Origin of the sequence: Alkalihalobacillus sp. BA299, from assembly GCF_017745675.1 — a bacterium.
Lineage (GTDB): Bacteria > Bacillota > Bacilli > Bacillales > Bacillaceae_F > Alkalihalobacterium.
Window position 1 is genome coordinate 333,743 of the sequence record NZ_JAFLJM010000003.1, and the last position, 16,900, is coordinate 350,642.

The window sequence follows — 16,900 nt, forward strand, 5'->3', positions numbered from 1 at the left end:
CCTTTTTTTCTACTATAAATCATTACGAGATTATAGGATTAATTCCTGCTTTAATTTTTATTAGATTTGGGTTCACTAAACATTTTTTGCTTTTTAATTCCTTGTGTTTCTGTTACAAAAGATGCTTCTAAAACTGCATTTGGATCGACCGATAGCACTACTTCTTTGAGCTTTGGATACATGAAACGACTTGTAATACAATAAATAATTAGCCGCTCATCACCGGTATAACCACCCTGTCCATGAAGGTAAGTGATCTGTACATCTAATTCTTTTAACAAACGTTCTCCTACTTCATAAGGGCTATCAGAAATAATCATTACCGATTTCCCTTGATTTAAACCATCTAGCACAAAGTCGATCATTTTTGAAACAATATAAAATACCGCAATAGAGAACATTGCTTTTTCTAACGTAAATACAAAGGCAGCAGCTGTTATAATCAGCGCATTAATCGCTAATAAAAACTTACTTATTGGAATATGGAAACGACGCTGCATCCAAATGGCAATCATTTCAGTTCCATCCACCGCGCCACCAAATTTTACAACTAACCCTATTCCTATACCTAATAATAAACCACCGTAAAGAACAATTAGAACTTCAGAAGAGGTAATGGCAGGCATTGGAGCTAACCACATAAGCCCAAGCGTCGTTACGACATTGGCATAAATTGTACGAATGACAAACCGTCTTCCCATAAAATTAGCAGCAAACATTAGCGCAGGCAGGTTTAAAGCAATGTACACAGACCAAATCGGAAATCCCCACACCGAATTCGCCATAATCGAAATAGCAGTAACTCCACCATCAACTAAACCATTAGGAGCAAGAATTAATTCAAGACCACCAGCTGTTATCAATGAGCCAATCGAAAGTAATAAATAATCAATTATTTTTTTCATTCGCTTCCCCTTTTATACTTCTTTCTATTATTTTAACATATGCGCTATTTCTCTTTTATATCAAAAGCATATAAGAAAAAGCTAAAGACATATCATCTCTAGCTTTCTCTATCATCTATTTAGGCCCATTCAAAAATATTTTATTTGATAATATATAGTACTAACACTGTAATTATTACTCAAGTAGTTCGTGTGCGCTTTTAAATTCTCTTCCTTGGGCTTCCGCTACAGCCTTATACGTGACATACCCTTCTAATGTGTTAATTCCTTTTAATAAAGCTGAGTTATCAAGACAAGCTTGTCGGTACCCTTTATTTGCAATTTGTGCAGCGTATGGGATCGTTACATTCGTTAACCCAATCGTCGATGTTCTCGGAACAGCACCTGGCATATTGGCAACTGCATAATGAAGAACTCCATGCTTTTCATATGTTGGGTTATCATGAGTAGTAATCCGATCAGTCGTTTCAAAAATTCCACCTTGATCTATAGCCACATCGACAACGACAGAGCCTGGTTGCATCGATTTGATCATTTCTTCTGTCACTAGTCGAGGGGCCTTCGCACCTGGAATAAGGACTGCCCCGATGACTAAATCAGATTCTCGAACAGAATCCGCGATATTCATTGGGTTTGACATCATCGTATTAATTTCTTTACCAAAGATATCATCAAGCTCTCGTAACCGTTCAGGGCTTAAATCGAGTATCGTTACATTTGCTCCTAACCCAATCGCAATTTTTGCAGCATTCGTACCGACAATACCTCCACCGATGATCGTGACCCTACCACGATTAACACCTGGGATCCCTGCTAGAAGTGTACCCTTTCCACCATTTGGCTTCTCTAAAAATTGAGCACCAATTTGCGATGCCATTCTACCTGCTACCTCACTCATCGGAATAAGTAAAGGCAGTGAACCGTTCGGGGGCTGTACTGTTTCATAAGCAATACCGATTACTCTTCGATCCATTAGAGCTTGCGTTAATTCTCGCTCTGGTGCTAAATGTAAGTAAGTAAAAAGGATTTGTCCTTCATAGAAATAGTCGAACTCCTCAGCAAGTGGCTCCTTTACTTTCATTACCATCTCTTTGGACCACGCTTCTTGGGCTGTATTTACGATTTTGGCACCTGCATTAACATATTGTTCATCCGTAAAACCTGATCCAATCCCAGCACCTTTTTGAATAAAAACTTCATGACCTAACGTAACGAGTGTAGTCACCCCACCTGGAGTCATCGCCACTCGATTTTCATTGTTTTTAACTTCTGTTGGGACACCAATCCTCAAACCTTACACCTCATTTGCAATAGTTAATCGACTTTTGGATTACAAAGTTCACTTTAGTCATTCCCTAAAAAACAATTACCATTACAGACATTAAGAGTCTTCCTTGTCCCATACCCAAGTAAATAATTTTCCTTCGCCATTCATCATTCTTATATCTAGGCATTCAATTCCTTCATAACCATTTTCCTTTAACTGCTTGACCATAAAATCAACGTTTGCATCTTCGCGAAGTTTAATTAGAGAAATAATCTCTTTGACTTCTTTTGCTGCTTCTTGGCCTCTTTTAATCTCACTTCCTGTTTCATATTCATACTTATCAGGATTATCATATTCCCATTCGTGAATGACCCCATTTTCGACAACTGTGATCCGAACAGCAAATTTATCCATAAGTTCTGAAGCGAAACCTATTGGTTGATGCAATAGCAACAATGAAAAAACCATGAGTATATAAAATAGTCTTTTTTTCATAAATATCACCTCTAGTATTAAGGTGCATCATTCTATGGAAAAAAATACATATTATTTCCAGATTATCAATTATCTTAAATTGATTAGTCCATATCTTTTACCTACCTGTGACTATTAATAACATCAAGGCCACCCGTTACTTCAAGCACGGTTCCTGTGATCATATCGGAGTTCTCTTGACATAGAAAACTAATCGCTCTTGCTATATCTTCACCTGTACCCGATCGACCGACTGGGGTTTTATCATCATAAAACTGCCTAGAATACTTAATTGTCGCCTCTTTCATTTCACCTAAAATGTTACCAGGACAAACCATATTAACTGTAATACCATGCTCCGCTTCTTCTATTGCCAATGTTTTCATTAAAGATACAAGACCGACTTTTGCTGCAGCATATGCGGATCGAAAAATCCATCCCGGTGCATCATTAGCCCCCTGAAATCCATACGCAACTATTCGCCCGAACTTTTGCTGTCTCATCAGGGGAATAACGCGTTTGGCAATATGGAAAAACGAGCTTAAATTACCTTCAACCATTTCATACCACTCGTCATCTGAATAATCCACCAACTTTTTACGCTCAAAAATATAAGGTCCAGCATTATGAATAAAAATATCTAACGTTTTAAACTTTTGCACTGATGATTGAATGAGTCCGTCTAAATCAGATTTATTTGTAACGTCTGCCTGTACAAAATCCAGTTGATCTGCTCTTGCTTCCCAACGCTTTTTCAATTTTTCTACTGCTTTTACATCACTTCGATAACTAACAGTTACAGAATATCCTTCTTCTAGCAGTTGTTCCGTAACCTTTAGACCAAGTCCCTTTGTACCTGCAGTAACAATCGCATGTCGCATATGAACGTCACACCTTCCACCTATTAAAACTACTCCTTTTGTATTGATCATACATTGAAAGGGACATGAAGTAAAAAAGATTGCTCTACAGCTCCTATTAAGATTATGTAAAAAGGCTGACTCTCGAGTGTCAGCCTTTTTATTTCTCGCGAATAAGAGGGTATAAATTTTCAAGGATGTCTAACGCAAGCGCAAGCGCCCAGCGTCTAGTAGACTTCGCTCTCCTCCTTACGATAAGTCAACATCGCCTCGTGCGCTTTTCTTATTAACCTCTCAATTCTTCATTATTCCTTTGAATCGATGCACGCTCATCTTCTGTCGTACCGACGCGATATGAATCCATAATTTGTTCTAATACCATCATTTCGCCTTCTTCATCATAGATCGTTCCTGATAGCTTATGTTCCTTCATTCGAGTACCCCCTTCTGATCTTTCAAAACAAGTATATTATTTAACAATTGATGAACTTTTATTACGACGCCTATTATTGTCACAATTTTTGATATTTTGATTGGAAGTGTTTCAGAGGCCATAACTAGAAACGCTAAATGTGATGTATTGATTGTTCGAAACGTCTTTTTAGTAATATTTGTACAGACTTTCATTAAAAAAAGTTGTTGAATTTCAGCTTCGGATCAGTAAAATTAGATTAGGAATAATTTAATCCTTATTTATTTTTGTCCGCAAATAAATAACTTGCATACTCTGCTTATGGGAATGAATTTAGTTTTTTGAATATTTAGATAGAAAAATATTTAAATTGGTATTATTTTCGTATTTTCATTATTAGCTTTTAAACACTTTACAACAGAATATAGTTTAGGGAGAGAGAAGAAGAAATGAAACATATTACGTTTAACCCTTATCGTACAATAGGTATACCGAATACTACCTATTTAAAATCTGATTCTATGTTTCAACATATTGAACAAATTAAAGAATCGGATTGGGTTTTATTCCCTGAGTATTGGCAAGTGAATTCACTCGTTTACGGGCTAAATAAAAAGATTTTTCCAAGCATTAACTCTTATCACTTAGGGCACGACAAAATTGAAATGACACGTGCACTATTGGCTGTTTGTCCAAAAAATGTTCCATATACGTTAATTTTACCCAATAATGAAAATGGTTTTGCAACCGTATTAAATGAAATGCCATTTCCATTTATCGCTAAAGAAGTTAGAAATTCCATGGGGAAAGGCGTGTATTTAATCCATGACGTCAAGGAATTTCGAGAATATGCATCAATTAGTGATGTTTTATATGTCCAGGAATATCTGCCAATTGATCGTGACATGAGAATTGTCTATGTAGGTGATGACGTAATAGCTGCTTACTGGCGAGTTGGAAATGGAGAAAACCACTTAAACAATGTTTCACAAGGGGGAGAAATTCTTTTAGAACTTATCCCGAGAGAAGCTATTGATCTAGTAAAGCATGTAGCACAGACGTTAGGAATTAACCATGCCGGCTTCGATGTCGCAATGGTTGACGATCAATTTTATATATTTGAGTTTAATATTTTATTTGGAAATATTGGTTTTCAGCAATTAGATGTTTCCGTAGAAAATAAGATTTTAGAATATATGCAAAAAGAGGATAGCAAACTTAATTTGGATACAATGTTTGTTTCTTAATTCCAATAAAAAGATTACAAACTAAAAATTTAACAACATTGTTAATAGACGTTAATCACATAATAATTTAATGCGAAGCTTGAGGACTACCCTCAAGCTTTATTTGCTGAAAAACTTTAAAAATGGAGATTATCACAGCAAAAAATCGAGAATAATCTTAGCGTAGTTATCCTCGATTCCTGTTCTAGTTTAAAATTTTTCACTATGTTGATGTAATAATATCCTAAAATAGTGTGCTTTGCTTATTTATTGTTTAATAAGGCTTCTGCTTTTTCGATCGCTAACTTGACTTGTGCAAAGCCTGTCCCACCTGCGCTATTTCTGCGAGCAACAACTGTTTTCGGTTGAAGCACCTCATAAATGTCCTCATCAAACAACTCACTTGCTTCTTTGTAATCTACAAATGGAAGGTCGAGTAGGTAAAGTCCCTGTTGAATACAGTGAAGGACGAGTTTTCCAACCACTTCATGTGCTTCACGGAACGGCATCCCTTTCGATGCTAAATAATCGGCAAGTTCTGTCGCATTGGAAAAGTCAGAATGCGTCGCTTTTTCCATTACATCTGTATTGACTGTCATCGTTTCAATCATACCTGTAAAAATTTTCAGCGACCCTTTGACCGTTGTAACTGCATCAAACATGCCTTCTTTATCTTCTTGCATATCTTTATTATACGCAAGCGGCAAACCTTTAAGGATCGTTAATAAAGAGAATAAGCTCCCATACACTCTTCCTGTTTTTCCACGGATCAGTTCAGCCATGTCTGGGTTTTTCTTTTGTGGCATAATGCTACTTCCCGTTGCAAATGCATCATCTAACTCAATAAAACGGAATTCTTGTGAAGACCAAAGGATAATCTCTTCACAAAGTCTCGATAAATGCATCATTAAAATCGATGAACCACTTAAAAATTCTATAATGAAATCACGGTCACTCACTGCATCTAAGCTATTTTCATAAATCCCGTCAAACCCTAATAGCTCTGCACTGTAGTGACGATCGATTGGAAACGTCGTTCCAGCTAGCGCTCCGGCACCAAGCGGCGAAATATTGACACGCTTCAAGCTATCTGCAAAACGATTAAAATCCCGCTCTAACATCCAAAAATACGCCATTAAATGGTGGGCAAACGATACAGGCTGTGCGCGCTGAAGATGGGTATAACCTGGAATTAACGTTTCAATATGTTTTTTACCTTGATCGACTAATGCTTTTTGTAAGCTTTTAATTTCAGCTAAAATTTCTTCTATTTGTTTACGTAAGTATAAATGCATATCCGTTGCTACTTGATCATTCCGACTTCTACCTGTATGAAGCTTTCCACCGACTGGGCCAATCTCATCAATTAAGAACTTTTCCACATTTAAGTGAATGTCTTCATTTTGAACAGAATACTCAAGTTCTCCGTTTTGGGCTTTCGCTAAAATCTTTTTAAGCCCTTCTGTTATTTTCGCAACCTCTTCTTCTGCCAAAATCCTACATTTTCCGAGCATTTTAACGTGCGCAAGACTTCCCTCGATGTCTTCTTCTACGAGTAGTTGGTCGAAGCCGATAGAGGCGCCGAATTCATCGACCCACTCTTCGGCTGTTTTTGTAAATCGACCACCCCACAGCTTACTCACAGTTTGACCCCCTTCTTGTTGTTAACGTCCTTATTTACTTTACTGCTTACTTTTGTTGGTAGGCCCCAAAGTTTAATAAATCCTACAGCTGCATTATGGTCAAACTCATCATCTGTTGAATACGTAGCAAGCTTTTCATCATATAATGAGTATTCTGATTTACGTCCTTCAACAATCGCATGGCCTTTAAATAGTTTTACACGAACAACGCCTGTTACATTCTTTTGCGTTTCTTGTAAGAATGCTTGAAGAGCTGGAGTTAAAGAAGAGAACCATAAGCCGTTATAAATCACTTCCGCTAATTTTTGACTAATAACAGGTTTGAAGTGGGCAACATCTTTTGTTAACGTTAAGTCTTCTAACTCTTTATGTGCTTTAATTAATGTCATTGCTCCTGGGCACTCATATACTTCACGAGACTTGATTCCAACAAGACGATTTTCCACGTGGTCAATACGTCCAACCCCATGCTTACCTGCTACTTCATTTAATTTTAAAATAAGTTCATGTAATTCATATTTTGTTCCATCTAATGAAACAGGTACACCTTGTTCAAAAGCAATTTCTAAATACTCAGGAACATCAGGAGTTTTCTCAAGCGGTGCTGTCATTTCGTATGCACCTTCTGGAGGAGTTGCCCAAGGATCTTCTAACACTCCACACTCATTAGCACGTCCCCAAAGGTTGGCATCGACAGAATAAGGGTTATCTAAATCAATTGGGATCGGAATATTGTTATTTTTTGCATATTCAATTTCTTCATCACGAGACCAACCCCACTCACGAACAGGAGCTAATACTTCTAAATCTGGATTTAATGCTTGAATAGACACTTCAAAACGAACTTGGTCATTACCTTTACCTGTACATCCGTGAGCAACTGCTGAAGCTCCAACTTGCTCAGCAATTTCTACTAGCTTTTTAGAGATTAATGGTCTTGATAACGCGGATACTAATGGATACTTTTGCTCATATAATGTATGAGCTTGAAGTGCTGGTAACACAAACTCTTCAGCAAACTCTTTTTTTGCATCGATTGTATATGACTGTATAGCTCCAACTTTAAGAGCTTTTTCTTTAATAAATTCTAAATCTCTTCCTTCACCTACATCAAGTCCTACAGCTACAACATCATACCCTTGGTCACTTAACCATTTAATGGCCACTGATGTATCTAATCCCCCAGAATATGCTAATACTACTTTTTTCTTACTCATGTTATTCCCTCCATTAATGTATGAATATAAATACTCTATTAATCATTTTTATACATTGTTTTACTAAAAATAAGAGGTGTACTCCCTCTCCCACGAATGAATAAACTTAAATAAAAACTAATTATTATTCATTACTTTATCAACTAACTTCATTTTTGGCAATAGGGAATTTCAAAAAAGTTGAATATAATTTTTCATTTTTTGTTTTCACTATCTAGATGTTTAAATCTCTTATTAGTTCATGTAAAATTAATGTAGGGGGTGGAGAAATGGATTATAAATTTATTTATGATGAACGATTAGGAATTGAGCTACCGTTTTTTTATAAAGACTGGGATGAATATACATTTTCTACACAAACAGAAATTTTACTCCGATGGGAACGGATTCGTGGAAATATACCTGACCGAATTGCTGACCTTGAGATACTAATAAATAAGAAACAAGCTGCATTAAGTAATGAAGATAACTTTCAGCTTTCATGTGAGTTAAATAGTGAAATCTCAGAACTCGCTTCAATTATCAATGATCTGTGGATTTGGTACCGAATTAATCAAAATGTTACGGAAAAAGTGCATCAATAGTAAGAAAAAAGAGGCTAGTCTCAGCCTCTTTATTATTTGTATTTGTAACGATATTATTCTTTTTCAAGCAATAGTCTCTTTTGATAAAAACGTTGAGCGACTTCAGTTACTTGTCGTGAAAATTGATAATTCAATGTTGCACCAAATGCCATTCCAATAAGAGGCACGCCCTGGATTAATTTTTTTCGCAACAACATGATCATCATTGCTTTTATTAGTTGTCTTAACGGATGTTGGATCCAAGAAATATCGGCAACTTCCTCATTTCCTGTATAAAACCATTCATCGTAATCTTCTGCTTGCACTTCTTCCCATAATGCTTCCCAAGCACCACCTTGTAAATCTTTAGGTAATGAAGCAACATGAAAAACTTTAAGTGCAATCATCATTTCTGCAGGCCGCTTAACATCATAACCATAGGATAAAGCAATGAGTTGTATCGCTCTCATATTAATAGCGATCATAGCCGGGAGGTCCATACCTAATAAAATAATTCCTCCCATCCCTGCAACTCCGCCTTGTCCCATTGACAGTAAACGTTGCTTTGCCATCTGTTGTTTTGCCATAAAGTTCAACTTTTCAATCGATAACCCTTTAATATCTTTAACTTCCTCTATTTCTGCATTAAATACTTTCGCTTGCTCGATAATTCGTTCTCTTGCATCTTCATGAAATCTTGAGTTTTGGATCATCGCGTGCAAGTGAAATAAAAAGTTATCAATCGACTCCAAAACTTTTGTTTTTTTCTCTTTACCAATTTGATCAAGGCCAACGGTTAACCACTTTTGATACATCATCTCAAAATCTGTTGGTTCATGATGGAAAAAGGATTGCTCCCAGCGTTCAACTTCAAGTAATAAGCGCTCTTCTTGTTTCGTTAATGACACTCATATTCTCTCCTTTCATTAGAACTTTCACGTCACTTTCGATAGGTATACATCTTTCGTTTGAACATTGGAGAAAACGTCCATTCCTCACAAGCTTCATTTCCTATCATAAAAAAAGCATTTAGTTCATTATCAAGTTGATTGATATGTTGAAAAAAAATCGCCTCTGCAGTTTTACTGCCAACCCCACTTGTTTGATAATTCTGTCTATAATTTGACAAGATGCAATGCTTTAATGCTACCATTTCGTGGTGGTCTGTCGAAATTCCTGCTTCTATTGCTCCTTCAAGAATCATTTCAATACTTAAGACGACATGACCAATTAATTCACCGCTTGTTGTATAATCCGGTATAACTGGGTCGCTTAATGCTTTCGTTTTCCCTATATCGTGTAATATACACGAAGCGATAATTACATCTTTATTCAAATGTGGATAAACTGGCAACACTTGTGCAGTAACATGACAAAGCGTAACAATATGTTCAAGTAGCCCAGCATAATATGCATGATGATACATTTTTGCAGCAGGAATTGTTGTTAATTTTTCACGAATTTCTTTTTTTCTTAATAATGTCTTTATTATTTCACGAAGTGTCTCACTGTCAATTTCATCGATAAACATGCGTAACTCTTGCCATAACTCTTCACGTGGAATGAAAGCTTGATTGACTAATTCGTTTATATCGATTTCATCTTCTTCAGTCACAAGCCGGACTCGTTGAATATTTAACTGGCGCTGTTCACGAAAAAACGTAATCAACCCATCTACTTTTATGATGGCTCGTTTAAGGAGCCACTCTTTTTGTTTTTCAGTTACGTCCCATAATTTTGCACGTAAGCTCCCACTTTTATTACTTAGAGTTAGTGAAAGATACTCACTACCATTCGCGGCGACGCTCGTTTCCCGATCTTTCACAATAAAATAGTCAACAACCCGTTCTCCTTCTTGTTTGTTCATCCAACTCAATTATGAACACACTCCCAAAAATGTCTAGAATACTTTCATTGTATGCGAATTATCGAATCAATAAAAGTTTTAGCCATTTGAATACTGATTTTACTCTATATCTATTTCAGTTCTTTTATTTTGGCTCTTTTCTCAAAGATTGTTGCTTTTAGCTTTTGGACCGTAAGCCAAGCGGATGCTTGGCTCTTCACGCATAGCGTGAAGGTTTTGAAAATAAAATAGCCGTTCAGACAAATGAATTTGTCTTGAAAAGGCTATTTTATTTTCAAAAAACGGTCCAAAAGCAACAAAGTTTACGAAAACAGCCTTTATTTTTAAACTCTAGTTAAACTTGGAAAAAAACTAAAATTAAAAAGAGGCTAACTTAAGTGTCAGCCTCATTCAAACGATTTTCTATTGCGATAACCGAACAGTATCTCTTGCAATCATCACTTCTTCATTAGTTGGGATAATTAAAACTTTGACAGGAGAATGCGGATAGTTGATAAACGCTTCTTTTCCTCTTACTTTATTTAAAGCCGGATCCCAGTATACGCCCATAAACTCTAAACCGCTAAGAACTCGTTCCCGAATCACATCACTATTTTCACCAATACCTGCTGTAAAGATGATCGCATCCACACCATTCATACGTGCTGCATATGAACCAACATATTTATGAATACGTGAAGTAAATACTTCTAAAGCTAATTCTGCACGTTCATTTCCCTTTTCAGCTTCTTGTTCAATATCTCTCAGGTCACTAGAAAAACCTGAAACACCTAGCATTCCACTATTTTTATTTAATACATCTAATACCTCTTGGGCTGTCTTACCTGTCTTTTCCATAATATAAGGGATCAATGCAGGATCAATATTTCCTGAACGTGTCCCCATCGTTACCCCTGCAAGAGGTGTAAAGCCCATCGATGTATCAATGGATCTGCCTCCATCAATTGCCGCGATGCTTGCGCCATTCCCTAGATGACATGAAATTAAACGAACCTGTTCAAGCGGGCGGTCTAATAATTCTGCTGCGCGTTGAGACACATACTTATGTGATGTCCCGTGGAATCCATATTTACGAATTCCGTATTCTTTGTAGTAGTCATAAGGTAAGCTATACAAAAAGGATTTTTCAGGCATTGTTTGATGAAATGCTGTATCAAATACAGCAACTGCAGGTACATTCGGTAAGACTTCTTGAAAAGCTCTAATACCAATAAGATTTGCAGGATTATGTAGTGGCGCTAATTCTGAAACTTCCTCAATTCCTGCCAACACTTCTTCAGTAATTAAAACCGAATCATTAAATTTTTCACCACCATGAACCACACGGTGTCCAATTCCTTCAATTTCATCTAATGTTGCAATAATCCCTAGCGTTGTTAGTTTATCAAGTAAAATTTTTACCGCAAATGAATGATCAGGGATGTCTAATGTTTCCTTTTGTTTTTCATCATTTACTTCAATGGTAAAAACACTTTCTCCAAGGCCAATTCTTTCAACAATTCCTTTTGTTACAACCGTTTCTTCAGGCATATCTAACAGTTGAAACTTAAGTGAGGAACTTCCTGCATTAATTGCTATTATTTTTGGCATTATTACGAACCGCTCCTTTAATCATGCTTAGTGCACCTAATATTGCACTTTGTAATTATTAATAATCTATATAAATTCATATGATCACCTTACTTATTTAACCATTCAAGATCCTCATTTTCAACCAACCACACTAAAGTCTTTAAATTCAGATTTGAATACGCTTTAATAGTATTGTTATAAAAAGTAAACCCATCAATTAATGTAACCGTCTATGAAATATTTAATTCTTCTTTAAACCAACGATCAATTTGCTTTAACATATCTGCTAATGCTTCCTGACGAGAAAAAGATGGCATTTCTGCTAATAGCGCTTGTCGTGGCTGGATAGCGTTTGCTCCCTTTTTCTGAAGAACTAAAATACTTTTCCCATACTGTGCATTTTTAAACATCGTTTGCGGAAGTTGCAATAAGCCGAGAATAATTGTTTTTTCTTTAAGATAAGCATTGAGCGCAGGAGCCTGATCACTCTCGAATAAGAAATTTGGTATAAGAAAGATCAAATAGCCATTTTCTTTTGTTAGTTCAATGGACTTTTCTATCATTAAATGATGGACAAACGATCGTCCTTCTTTTGCCTTTAATTCATATTCTACAGCAATGTCTTCATTCGGATAATAACCAACAGGTAAATCTGAAATAATCACATCAACTGGTGATAAACCTAAAGGTCGAATACTGTCTTGGTGATACAATTCGATTTCTTGCTCCTGTAAATTAGCACTAACGAAGGCTAAGTGTAGTAACGTTTCATCAGCTTCTAGTCCGTAGCTTTTCACTTTTTTAGGAAGTCCGTTCATTACAGCAGTTAGTAAGTTTCCCGTTCCTACTGCTGGGTCGCCCATCGTCACTTCGTCCATTTTGCTCGTTACCTTATTCACTAAGTAGCTCATAAAAATCGCTACTGTATCAGGAGTAAGCGCATGATTAGGCTGTGTTGCTTCTTTCATTCCTTTTAATACAGCTAACTGAAGTGCTTTTCTCATTTCTTCTTTTTGAAATAGATCTACGTCAATTGCAGTTAGTCTTTGTTCCAGCTGCTTTTTAGTAGAACCCCAAATGTCCTGTACAATTTCACCTTGAAAAAAATTTTCACCTGCTTCTGCTAAAGCCTCTAAATACGTGATATCTAGCTCTTCTTTTAGTAATTCTGCACTTTCATCTATCGCTACAAATAATTTTTCTACATTTGTCTTTGCTTCTAACACAATTTCTCCTCCGTTCCATGATTACACTGTCCATTCGTATATTTTAGCAAAAAGAAGTAAAGAATAAACGTTTTATGGCTTATTTTTTTTCAGTAGAGGAATTTAAAACACTTTTCCCAGATAAAAAAGTAACCACTGATTTCTATATAAAAAGGAAGAAGCTGAAAAAACTCAGCTTCTTCCTTTTATTATTATGCGCTTACTGTTTGCGCAGCTTTTACAGCTTCGATCGCTGCATCATAATTTGGATGATTTGTTGCTTCTGAAACATACTCTACATATGTTACTTCATCATTTGCGTCAATGACGAATACCGCACGAGTTAGTAAACGTAGCTCTTCAATCGCAACACCGTATGCTTTACCGAAAGAAAGCTCACGATGATCGGATACCGTTTGAAGGTTCTCAATACCAGCTGCAGCGCACCAACGTTTTTGAGCAAATGGTAAATCAACACTTACTGTTAGAACTTGTACACCTTCTAAACCAGCAGCTTCTTCATTGAAACGACGAGTTTGTTGGTCACAAACACCTGTATCAACAGAAGGAACAACACTAATTAAACGAACTTTGCCTTTACTGTCTGCTAAAGTAACTGGTGATAAGTCGTTAGCTAGAACTTTAAAATCTGGAGCTGTGTCCCCAACTTTTACTTCATTACCTAATAGTGTGACTGGTTTCTCTTTGAACGTTACATTTGCCATAATAAAAATCCTCCCTTAGTTTTTAACATATGTACAGTGTAATCATAGTTTTTTTTAGCAAAATTTTCAACCTATATGTCTTTTAATAATAGGAAACGGGACAAAAAACGAAGGGTAAAAACTACCCTTCGTATATTTTTTAAGTTAAGTTTTGATTTGGATCAATATCGTCAAAAGCTGAAGTTGTCGACGATGTGGTTGTTACTTTTGTCTCGTTTTGATTACCACCGTTGTTCACCATTTGTTGAATTTTGTCGACAACTTGCGGTGCAAAATCAAGAAGCCTTTCATAAAGATGTGTGCTACTATCTAAATGAACCATTTTTACACCTGTCGAGCTAACAACTAAAAAGGCAATTGGCGTTATGGAAACCCCGCCCCCGCTACCTCCTCCAAAAGGATGTAGCGTTTCTGTAGTACCGGTTGCCGTTTTATGATCGACAACGAATTCACTACCACCAGCAGCAAAGCCAAAGCCAACTTTAGAAATCGGCATAATCACACTTCCATCTGGAGTTTCCACTGGGTCCCCAACGATCGTATTCACATCTACCATTTCTTTTAAATTTTCCATCGCTGTTTTCATTAACCCTTGAATAGGATGCTCTGACATATTAAAATACCTCCTGTCATTTGGTTATATTTCTAGTGTCCCCAACTATCATCCAATTATTTCTTTGTTTGCGAATATGTAGTTGTAGTTAAGTAGCTTTTTCTTCGCTAGCTTGAAATAAAGCGGGACGTCTTCTCCAATGTCTTAGCATTAGTAATGCTGCGATGATAGAATGTCCAATTCTAAAAGAAACTATGCACTTTAATTCGGTATGAGAAAGTGTCTGTTGAAAATGTGGGGTAATGGCTATCTTAGGTAAACCTTTCATTTTTGTATAATTACTGATAAGACCTACTATTCCACCTTTAACAGACCAAGCCATTCCCGTTAAAAAGCCTGTTAATGCAGCATCTGAAACACCTATATCAGTCGTCCATCTCATATCTTTTACTGAAACATGACTTAAAAAACGTCGAACTATTTTGTGGAACCCCACAACATGCTGTAGAAAATCCATAAACTCTTTGAGATCTCTTATGATGGTTTCAAAGGTTATTTTTACTTTTTTTTCATTTGCCATTCCCCCTACTCCCTGCTCTTCCTCAACAATTAAAGAGGGAGAATCATTATCGATCTTTATTAAAGGAGCCTGAAATGTATAGGAGAACACTTTCCAAGCACGTATTCTGACCATTAATTCATCATCATCACCATTGTGATAGTAACGAATGAAAATATTCAATTTTGTTATGAAGATAATAAATAATAGCAGAAAAAGTATAGCTATAACGAGAATGAAGATCTTCATTCTTATCACCATTTTTTCATTTTTAGATTGAAATATAATGTTAACCTTTTCCATTATTGACCAACTACAAAAAAATAAACCTGTCGACTAGACAGGTTATCGTTCTTCGTGAATTACATAAGTATCGGCAATTCGATCATGTAGCCCTTGTTTTCTTCTTGAAAAAGGGACCATTAAATATATTAATTTTAAAGGGAAAAATGGATAATATAAGTATCGGCCTATCACTTCGCGGAATATAACCGTCTTCCACGAAAGTCTATCACCTTTCATTGGTATGACTTTAAGTCCAAAAAGTTGTTTTCCTAACGTTTGCGAAAACCACTTTGTCATGAGTGTAAAGTAAATAAAACCAACAAAAGCTGTTAAAACGCCAGCAATTGAAAAAAGCCATAGCGTTTCTCCCGTCCAATCAAATGATCTTAATAATGGATGGATAAGAATACTGTTAAGACTAAATATGACAATTCCGTCTATAAGAAAAGCCCATAGCCTCATCCATAACCCGGCAAACCGATACTCTCTACCATCTAACAATTCAATTTTTTCTTCTTTTAATTCGTTATAATTATTTTCCATATACCTTCTCCTACTTCGTATATAAATACATTAAGGTCGGGGAATTTGTTTGACGAAGTAATTGCTGTAAGCCGAGCAAATCACCTTGATTCATCGTTAATTTTTGTGCTGATAATTGAAGCAAATCATTAATGCCAACAGACGTTTCATATCGGATCACTTGTAAATTACCCAAACCTAAATCTTCAATTAAAGCATCAACCGTTTCTTCATAGCTACCAATTTCGTCAATTAAATCGAGCTGCTTCGCTTGCGATCCACTATAAATTCGACCATCTGCAATGCTTCTTACTTTTTCTTCGGACAATTCTCTTCCTTCTACAATAACATGAACGAACTCATCATATGCATCATCAATGATCGATTGTAAAATGGCTCTTTCTTCTTCTGTCATCCCCCTGGTCGGAGACATGATATCTTTAAATTCACCACTTTTAATCGTTTGTTCTTCTATGCCTAGCTTCTCGGCTAGCTCGGCTACATTATAAGATTGCATAATTACGCCTAGTGAGCCTGTAATTGTTGATGTGTTAGCAAATATTTTATCTGCTGGTGCCGCGATATAATATCCTCCTGATGCCGCCATACTTCCCATAGAAACATAAACCTTCTTGAAATACTCCTCCTGAATACTTCGTATTTTATCGTAAATTTCTGCACTTTCTACGACTCCACCACCTGGGGAGTTTACTCGTATAATAATCCCTTCCACATCTGGATCTTCTGCTGCATGCTCTAGCATCGATAAAAACGTCCGATGTCGATATCCAACGGAGCTAAATAAAACAGATGTATCCTCTTGATCTTGGATGACCCCATTCACATCTAATACAACAATTTTTTCTTTTCTGTCTCCTTCACGTAATGTTCGCTCCACCCATTTCTGATCGTCTGTTTTGAACAATTCTTCCCAATTGGACGTTGTCGTTGTCGTTGTAGCTGAAAAATTAAATACACTTGAAAGAATAAATAATACAGTAACTGCCAGTAGCGCAAGCCATCTTTTTTTACTCATACTAGAAAA

19 protein-coding genes are annotated in these 16,900 nt (G+C 36.3%); 3 read left to right on the forward strand and 16 right to left on the reverse strand.

Annotated features, from left to right (window positions below; genetic code table 11):
- Nucleotides 1-50: 50 nt before the first annotated feature.
- From J0N78_RS05915 to J0N78_RS05935, 5 genes are all read right to left on the reverse strand, one after another.
- A complete protein-coding gene (locus J0N78_RS05915; RefSeq protein WP_209122092.1) occupies nucleotides 51-905 on the reverse strand; it encodes a YitT family protein in 855 nt (284 codons plus the stop codon).
- A 175-nt stretch (nucleotides 906-1,080) separates the two neighbouring features.
- The gene (gene ald / locus J0N78_RS05920) at nucleotides 1,081-2,196 is read right to left on the reverse strand and encodes an alanine dehydrogenase (RefSeq protein WP_209122093.1); all 1,116 of its coding nucleotides are present in this window, start codon (nucleotides 2,194-2,196) and stop codon (nucleotides 1,081-1,083) included.
- Nucleotides 2,197-2,286: 90 nt separating this feature from the next.
- Nucleotides 2,287-2,667, reverse strand: coding sequence for a hypothetical protein (locus J0N78_RS05925; RefSeq protein ID WP_209122094.1), 381 nt, complete (start codon nucleotides 2,665-2,667; stop codon nucleotides 2,287-2,289).
- Between the two features lie 101 nt (nucleotides 2,668-2,768).
- A complete protein-coding gene (locus J0N78_RS05930; RefSeq protein ID WP_209122095.1) occupies nucleotides 2,769-3,527 on the reverse strand; it encodes an SDR family oxidoreductase in 759 nt (252 codons plus the stop codon).
- A gap of 265 nt (nucleotides 3,528-3,792) precedes the next feature.
- Entirely contained in the window at nucleotides 3,793-3,939 is a 147-nt protein-coding gene (locus J0N78_RS05935; RefSeq protein WP_209122096.1) for a hypothetical protein, read from the reverse strand.
- A 96-nt stretch (nucleotides 3,940-4,035) separates the two neighbouring features.
- Here J0N78_RS05935 and J0N78_RS05940 point away from each other — a divergent pair, with 96 nt between their 5' ends.
- Together J0N78_RS05940 and J0N78_RS05945 are read left to right on the forward strand one after the other, a co-directional pair.
- Nucleotides 4,036-4,149 carry a universal stress protein gene (locus J0N78_RS05940; protein WP_247747152.1) on the forward strand — a complete coding sequence of 38 codons (114 nt, stop codon included), beginning with the start codon at nucleotides 4,036-4,038 and terminating at the stop codon, nucleotides 4,147-4,149.
- Between the two features lie 218 nt (nucleotides 4,150-4,367).
- On the forward strand, nucleotides 4,368-5,165 hold the full coding sequence (locus tag J0N78_RS05945) for an ATP-grasp domain-containing protein (protein WP_209122097.1): 798 nt from the start codon (nucleotides 4,368-4,370) through the stop codon (nucleotides 5,163-5,165).
- A 242-nt stretch (nucleotides 5,166-5,407) separates the two neighbouring features.
- Here J0N78_RS05945 and argH read toward each other — a convergent pair whose 3' ends face one another.
- Together argH and J0N78_RS05955 are read right to left on the reverse strand one after the other, a co-directional pair.
- A complete protein-coding gene (argH, locus tag J0N78_RS05950; RefSeq protein ID WP_209122098.1) occupies nucleotides 5,408-6,787 on the reverse strand; it encodes an argininosuccinate lyase in 1,380 nt (459 codons plus the stop codon).
- On the reverse strand, nucleotides 6,784-8,004 hold the full coding sequence (locus tag J0N78_RS05955) for an argininosuccinate synthase (RefSeq protein WP_209122099.1): 1,221 nt from the start codon (nucleotides 8,002-8,004) through the stop codon (nucleotides 6,784-6,786). Before J0N78_RS05955 ends, argH begins: the two co-directional genes overlap by 4 nt.
- A 269-nt stretch (nucleotides 8,005-8,273) precedes the next feature.
- Between J0N78_RS05955 and J0N78_RS05960 the strand changes: the two genes are divergently transcribed.
- Nucleotides 8,274-8,588 carry a hypothetical protein gene (locus J0N78_RS05960; protein ID WP_209122100.1) on the forward strand — a complete coding sequence of 105 codons (315 nt, stop codon included), beginning with the start codon at nucleotides 8,274-8,276 and terminating at the stop codon, nucleotides 8,586-8,588.
- A gap of 53 nt (nucleotides 8,589-8,641) precedes the next feature.
- Here the strand turns inward: J0N78_RS05960 and J0N78_RS05965 are convergent, their stop codons facing one another.
- From J0N78_RS05965 to sppA, 9 genes are all read right to left on the reverse strand, one after another.
- Nucleotides 8,642-9,475, reverse strand: coding sequence for an EcsC family protein (locus J0N78_RS05965; RefSeq protein ID WP_209122101.1), 834 nt, complete (start codon nucleotides 9,473-9,475; stop codon nucleotides 8,642-8,644).
- A gap of 32 nt (nucleotides 9,476-9,507) precedes the next feature.
- Nucleotides 9,508-10,434 (reverse strand): 3'-5' exoribonuclease YhaM family protein, encoded by a 927-nt coding sequence (locus tag J0N78_RS05970; RefSeq protein WP_209122146.1) that lies wholly within the window; start codon nucleotides 10,432-10,434, stop codon nucleotides 9,508-9,510.
- A 402-nt stretch (nucleotides 10,435-10,836) separates the two neighbouring features.
- Nucleotides 10,837-12,024 carry an acetate kinase gene (locus J0N78_RS05975; RefSeq protein ID WP_209122102.1) on the reverse strand — a complete coding sequence of 396 codons (1,188 nt, stop codon included), beginning with the start codon at nucleotides 12,022-12,024 and terminating at the stop codon, nucleotides 10,837-10,839.
- Nucleotides 12,025-12,236: 212 nt separating this feature from the next.
- On the reverse strand, nucleotides 12,237-13,232 hold the full coding sequence (locus tag J0N78_RS05980; protein WP_209122103.1) for a class I SAM-dependent methyltransferase: 996 nt from the start codon (nucleotides 13,230-13,232) through the stop codon (nucleotides 12,237-12,239).
- Nucleotides 13,233-13,423: 191 nt separating this feature from the next.
- Complete coding sequence (tpx, locus tag J0N78_RS05985; RefSeq protein WP_209122104.1) at nucleotides 13,424-13,936, reverse strand: thiol peroxidase; 513 nt, start codon at nucleotides 13,934-13,936, stop codon at nucleotides 13,424-13,426.
- 139 nt (nucleotides 13,937-14,075) lie between these two features.
- Nucleotides 14,076-14,549 (reverse strand): GerW family sporulation protein, encoded by a 474-nt coding sequence (gene ytfJ / locus J0N78_RS05990; RefSeq protein ID WP_209122105.1) that lies wholly within the window; start codon nucleotides 14,547-14,549, stop codon nucleotides 14,076-14,078.
- A gap of 88 nt (nucleotides 14,550-14,637) precedes the next feature.
- Nucleotides 14,638-15,351 carry a DUF2953 domain-containing protein gene (locus J0N78_RS05995; RefSeq protein WP_247747153.1) on the reverse strand — a complete coding sequence of 238 codons (714 nt, stop codon included), beginning with the start codon at nucleotides 15,349-15,351 and terminating at the stop codon, nucleotides 14,638-14,640.
- A 42-nt stretch (nucleotides 15,352-15,393) separates the two neighbouring features.
- Entirely contained in the window at nucleotides 15,394-15,876 is a 483-nt protein-coding gene (locus J0N78_RS06000) for an RDD family protein (protein ID WP_209122106.1), read from the reverse strand.
- Between the two features lie 10 nt (nucleotides 15,877-15,886).
- The gene (sppA, locus tag J0N78_RS06005; protein ID WP_209122107.1) at nucleotides 15,887-16,891 is read right to left on the reverse strand and encodes a signal peptide peptidase SppA; all 1,005 of its coding nucleotides are present in this window, start codon (nucleotides 16,889-16,891) and stop codon (nucleotides 15,887-15,889) included.
- Nucleotides 16,892-16,900 lie beyond the last annotated feature (9 nt).

Excerpts from the sequence above, each read along its gene's own strand:
- J0N78_RS05960 (WP_209122100.1), top strand. The coding sequence starts at position 8,274 with ATGGATTATAAATTTATTTATGATGAACGATTAGGAATTGAGCTACCG.
- J0N78_RS05955 (WP_209122099.1), bottom strand. The coding sequence starts at position 8,004 with ATGAGTAAGAAAAAAGTAGTATTAGCATATTCTGGGGGATTAGATACA.
- sppA (WP_209122107.1), bottom strand. The coding sequence starts at position 16,891 with ATGAGTAAAAAAAGATGGCTTGCGCTACTGGCAGTTACTGTATTATTT.
- J0N78_RS05945 (WP_209122097.1), top strand. The coding sequence starts at position 4,368 with ATGAAACATATTACGTTTAACCCTTATCGTACAATAGGTATACCGAAT.
- J0N78_RS05935 (WP_209122096.1), bottom strand. The coding sequence starts at position 3,939 with ATGAAGGAACATAAGCTATCAGGAACGATCTATGATGAAGAAGGCGAA.
- J0N78_RS05915 (WP_209122092.1), bottom strand. The coding sequence starts at position 905 with ATGAAAAAAATAATTGATTATTTATTACTTTCGATTGGCTCATTGATA.
- J0N78_RS05930 (WP_209122095.1), bottom strand. The coding sequence starts at position 3,527 with ATGCGACATGCGATTGTTACTGCAGGTACAAAGGGACTTGGTCTAAAG.
- J0N78_RS05975 (WP_209122102.1), bottom strand. The coding sequence starts at position 12,024 with ATGCCAAAAATAATAGCAATTAATGCAGGAAGTTCCTCACTTAAGTTT.
- J0N78_RS05995 (WP_247747153.1), bottom strand. The coding sequence starts at position 15,351 with ATGGAAAAGGTTAACATTATATTTCAATCTAAAAATGAAAAAATGGTG.
- ytfJ (WP_209122105.1), bottom strand. The coding sequence starts at position 14,549 with ATGTCAGAGCATCCTATTCAAGGGTTAATGAAAACAGCGATGGAAAAT.
- J0N78_RS05925 (WP_209122094.1), bottom strand. The coding sequence starts at position 2,667 with ATGAAAAAAAGACTATTTTATATACTCATGGTTTTTTCATTGTTGCTA.
- J0N78_RS06000 (WP_209122106.1), bottom strand. The coding sequence starts at position 15,876 with ATGGAAAATAATTATAACGAATTAAAAGAAGAAAAAATTGAATTGTTA.
- J0N78_RS05970 (WP_209122146.1), bottom strand. The coding sequence starts at position 10,434 with ATGAACAAACAAGAAGGAGAACGGGTTGTTGACTATTTTATTGTGAAA.
- tpx (WP_209122104.1), bottom strand. The coding sequence starts at position 13,936 with ATGGCAAATGTAACGTTCAAAGAGAAACCAGTCACACTATTAGGTAAT.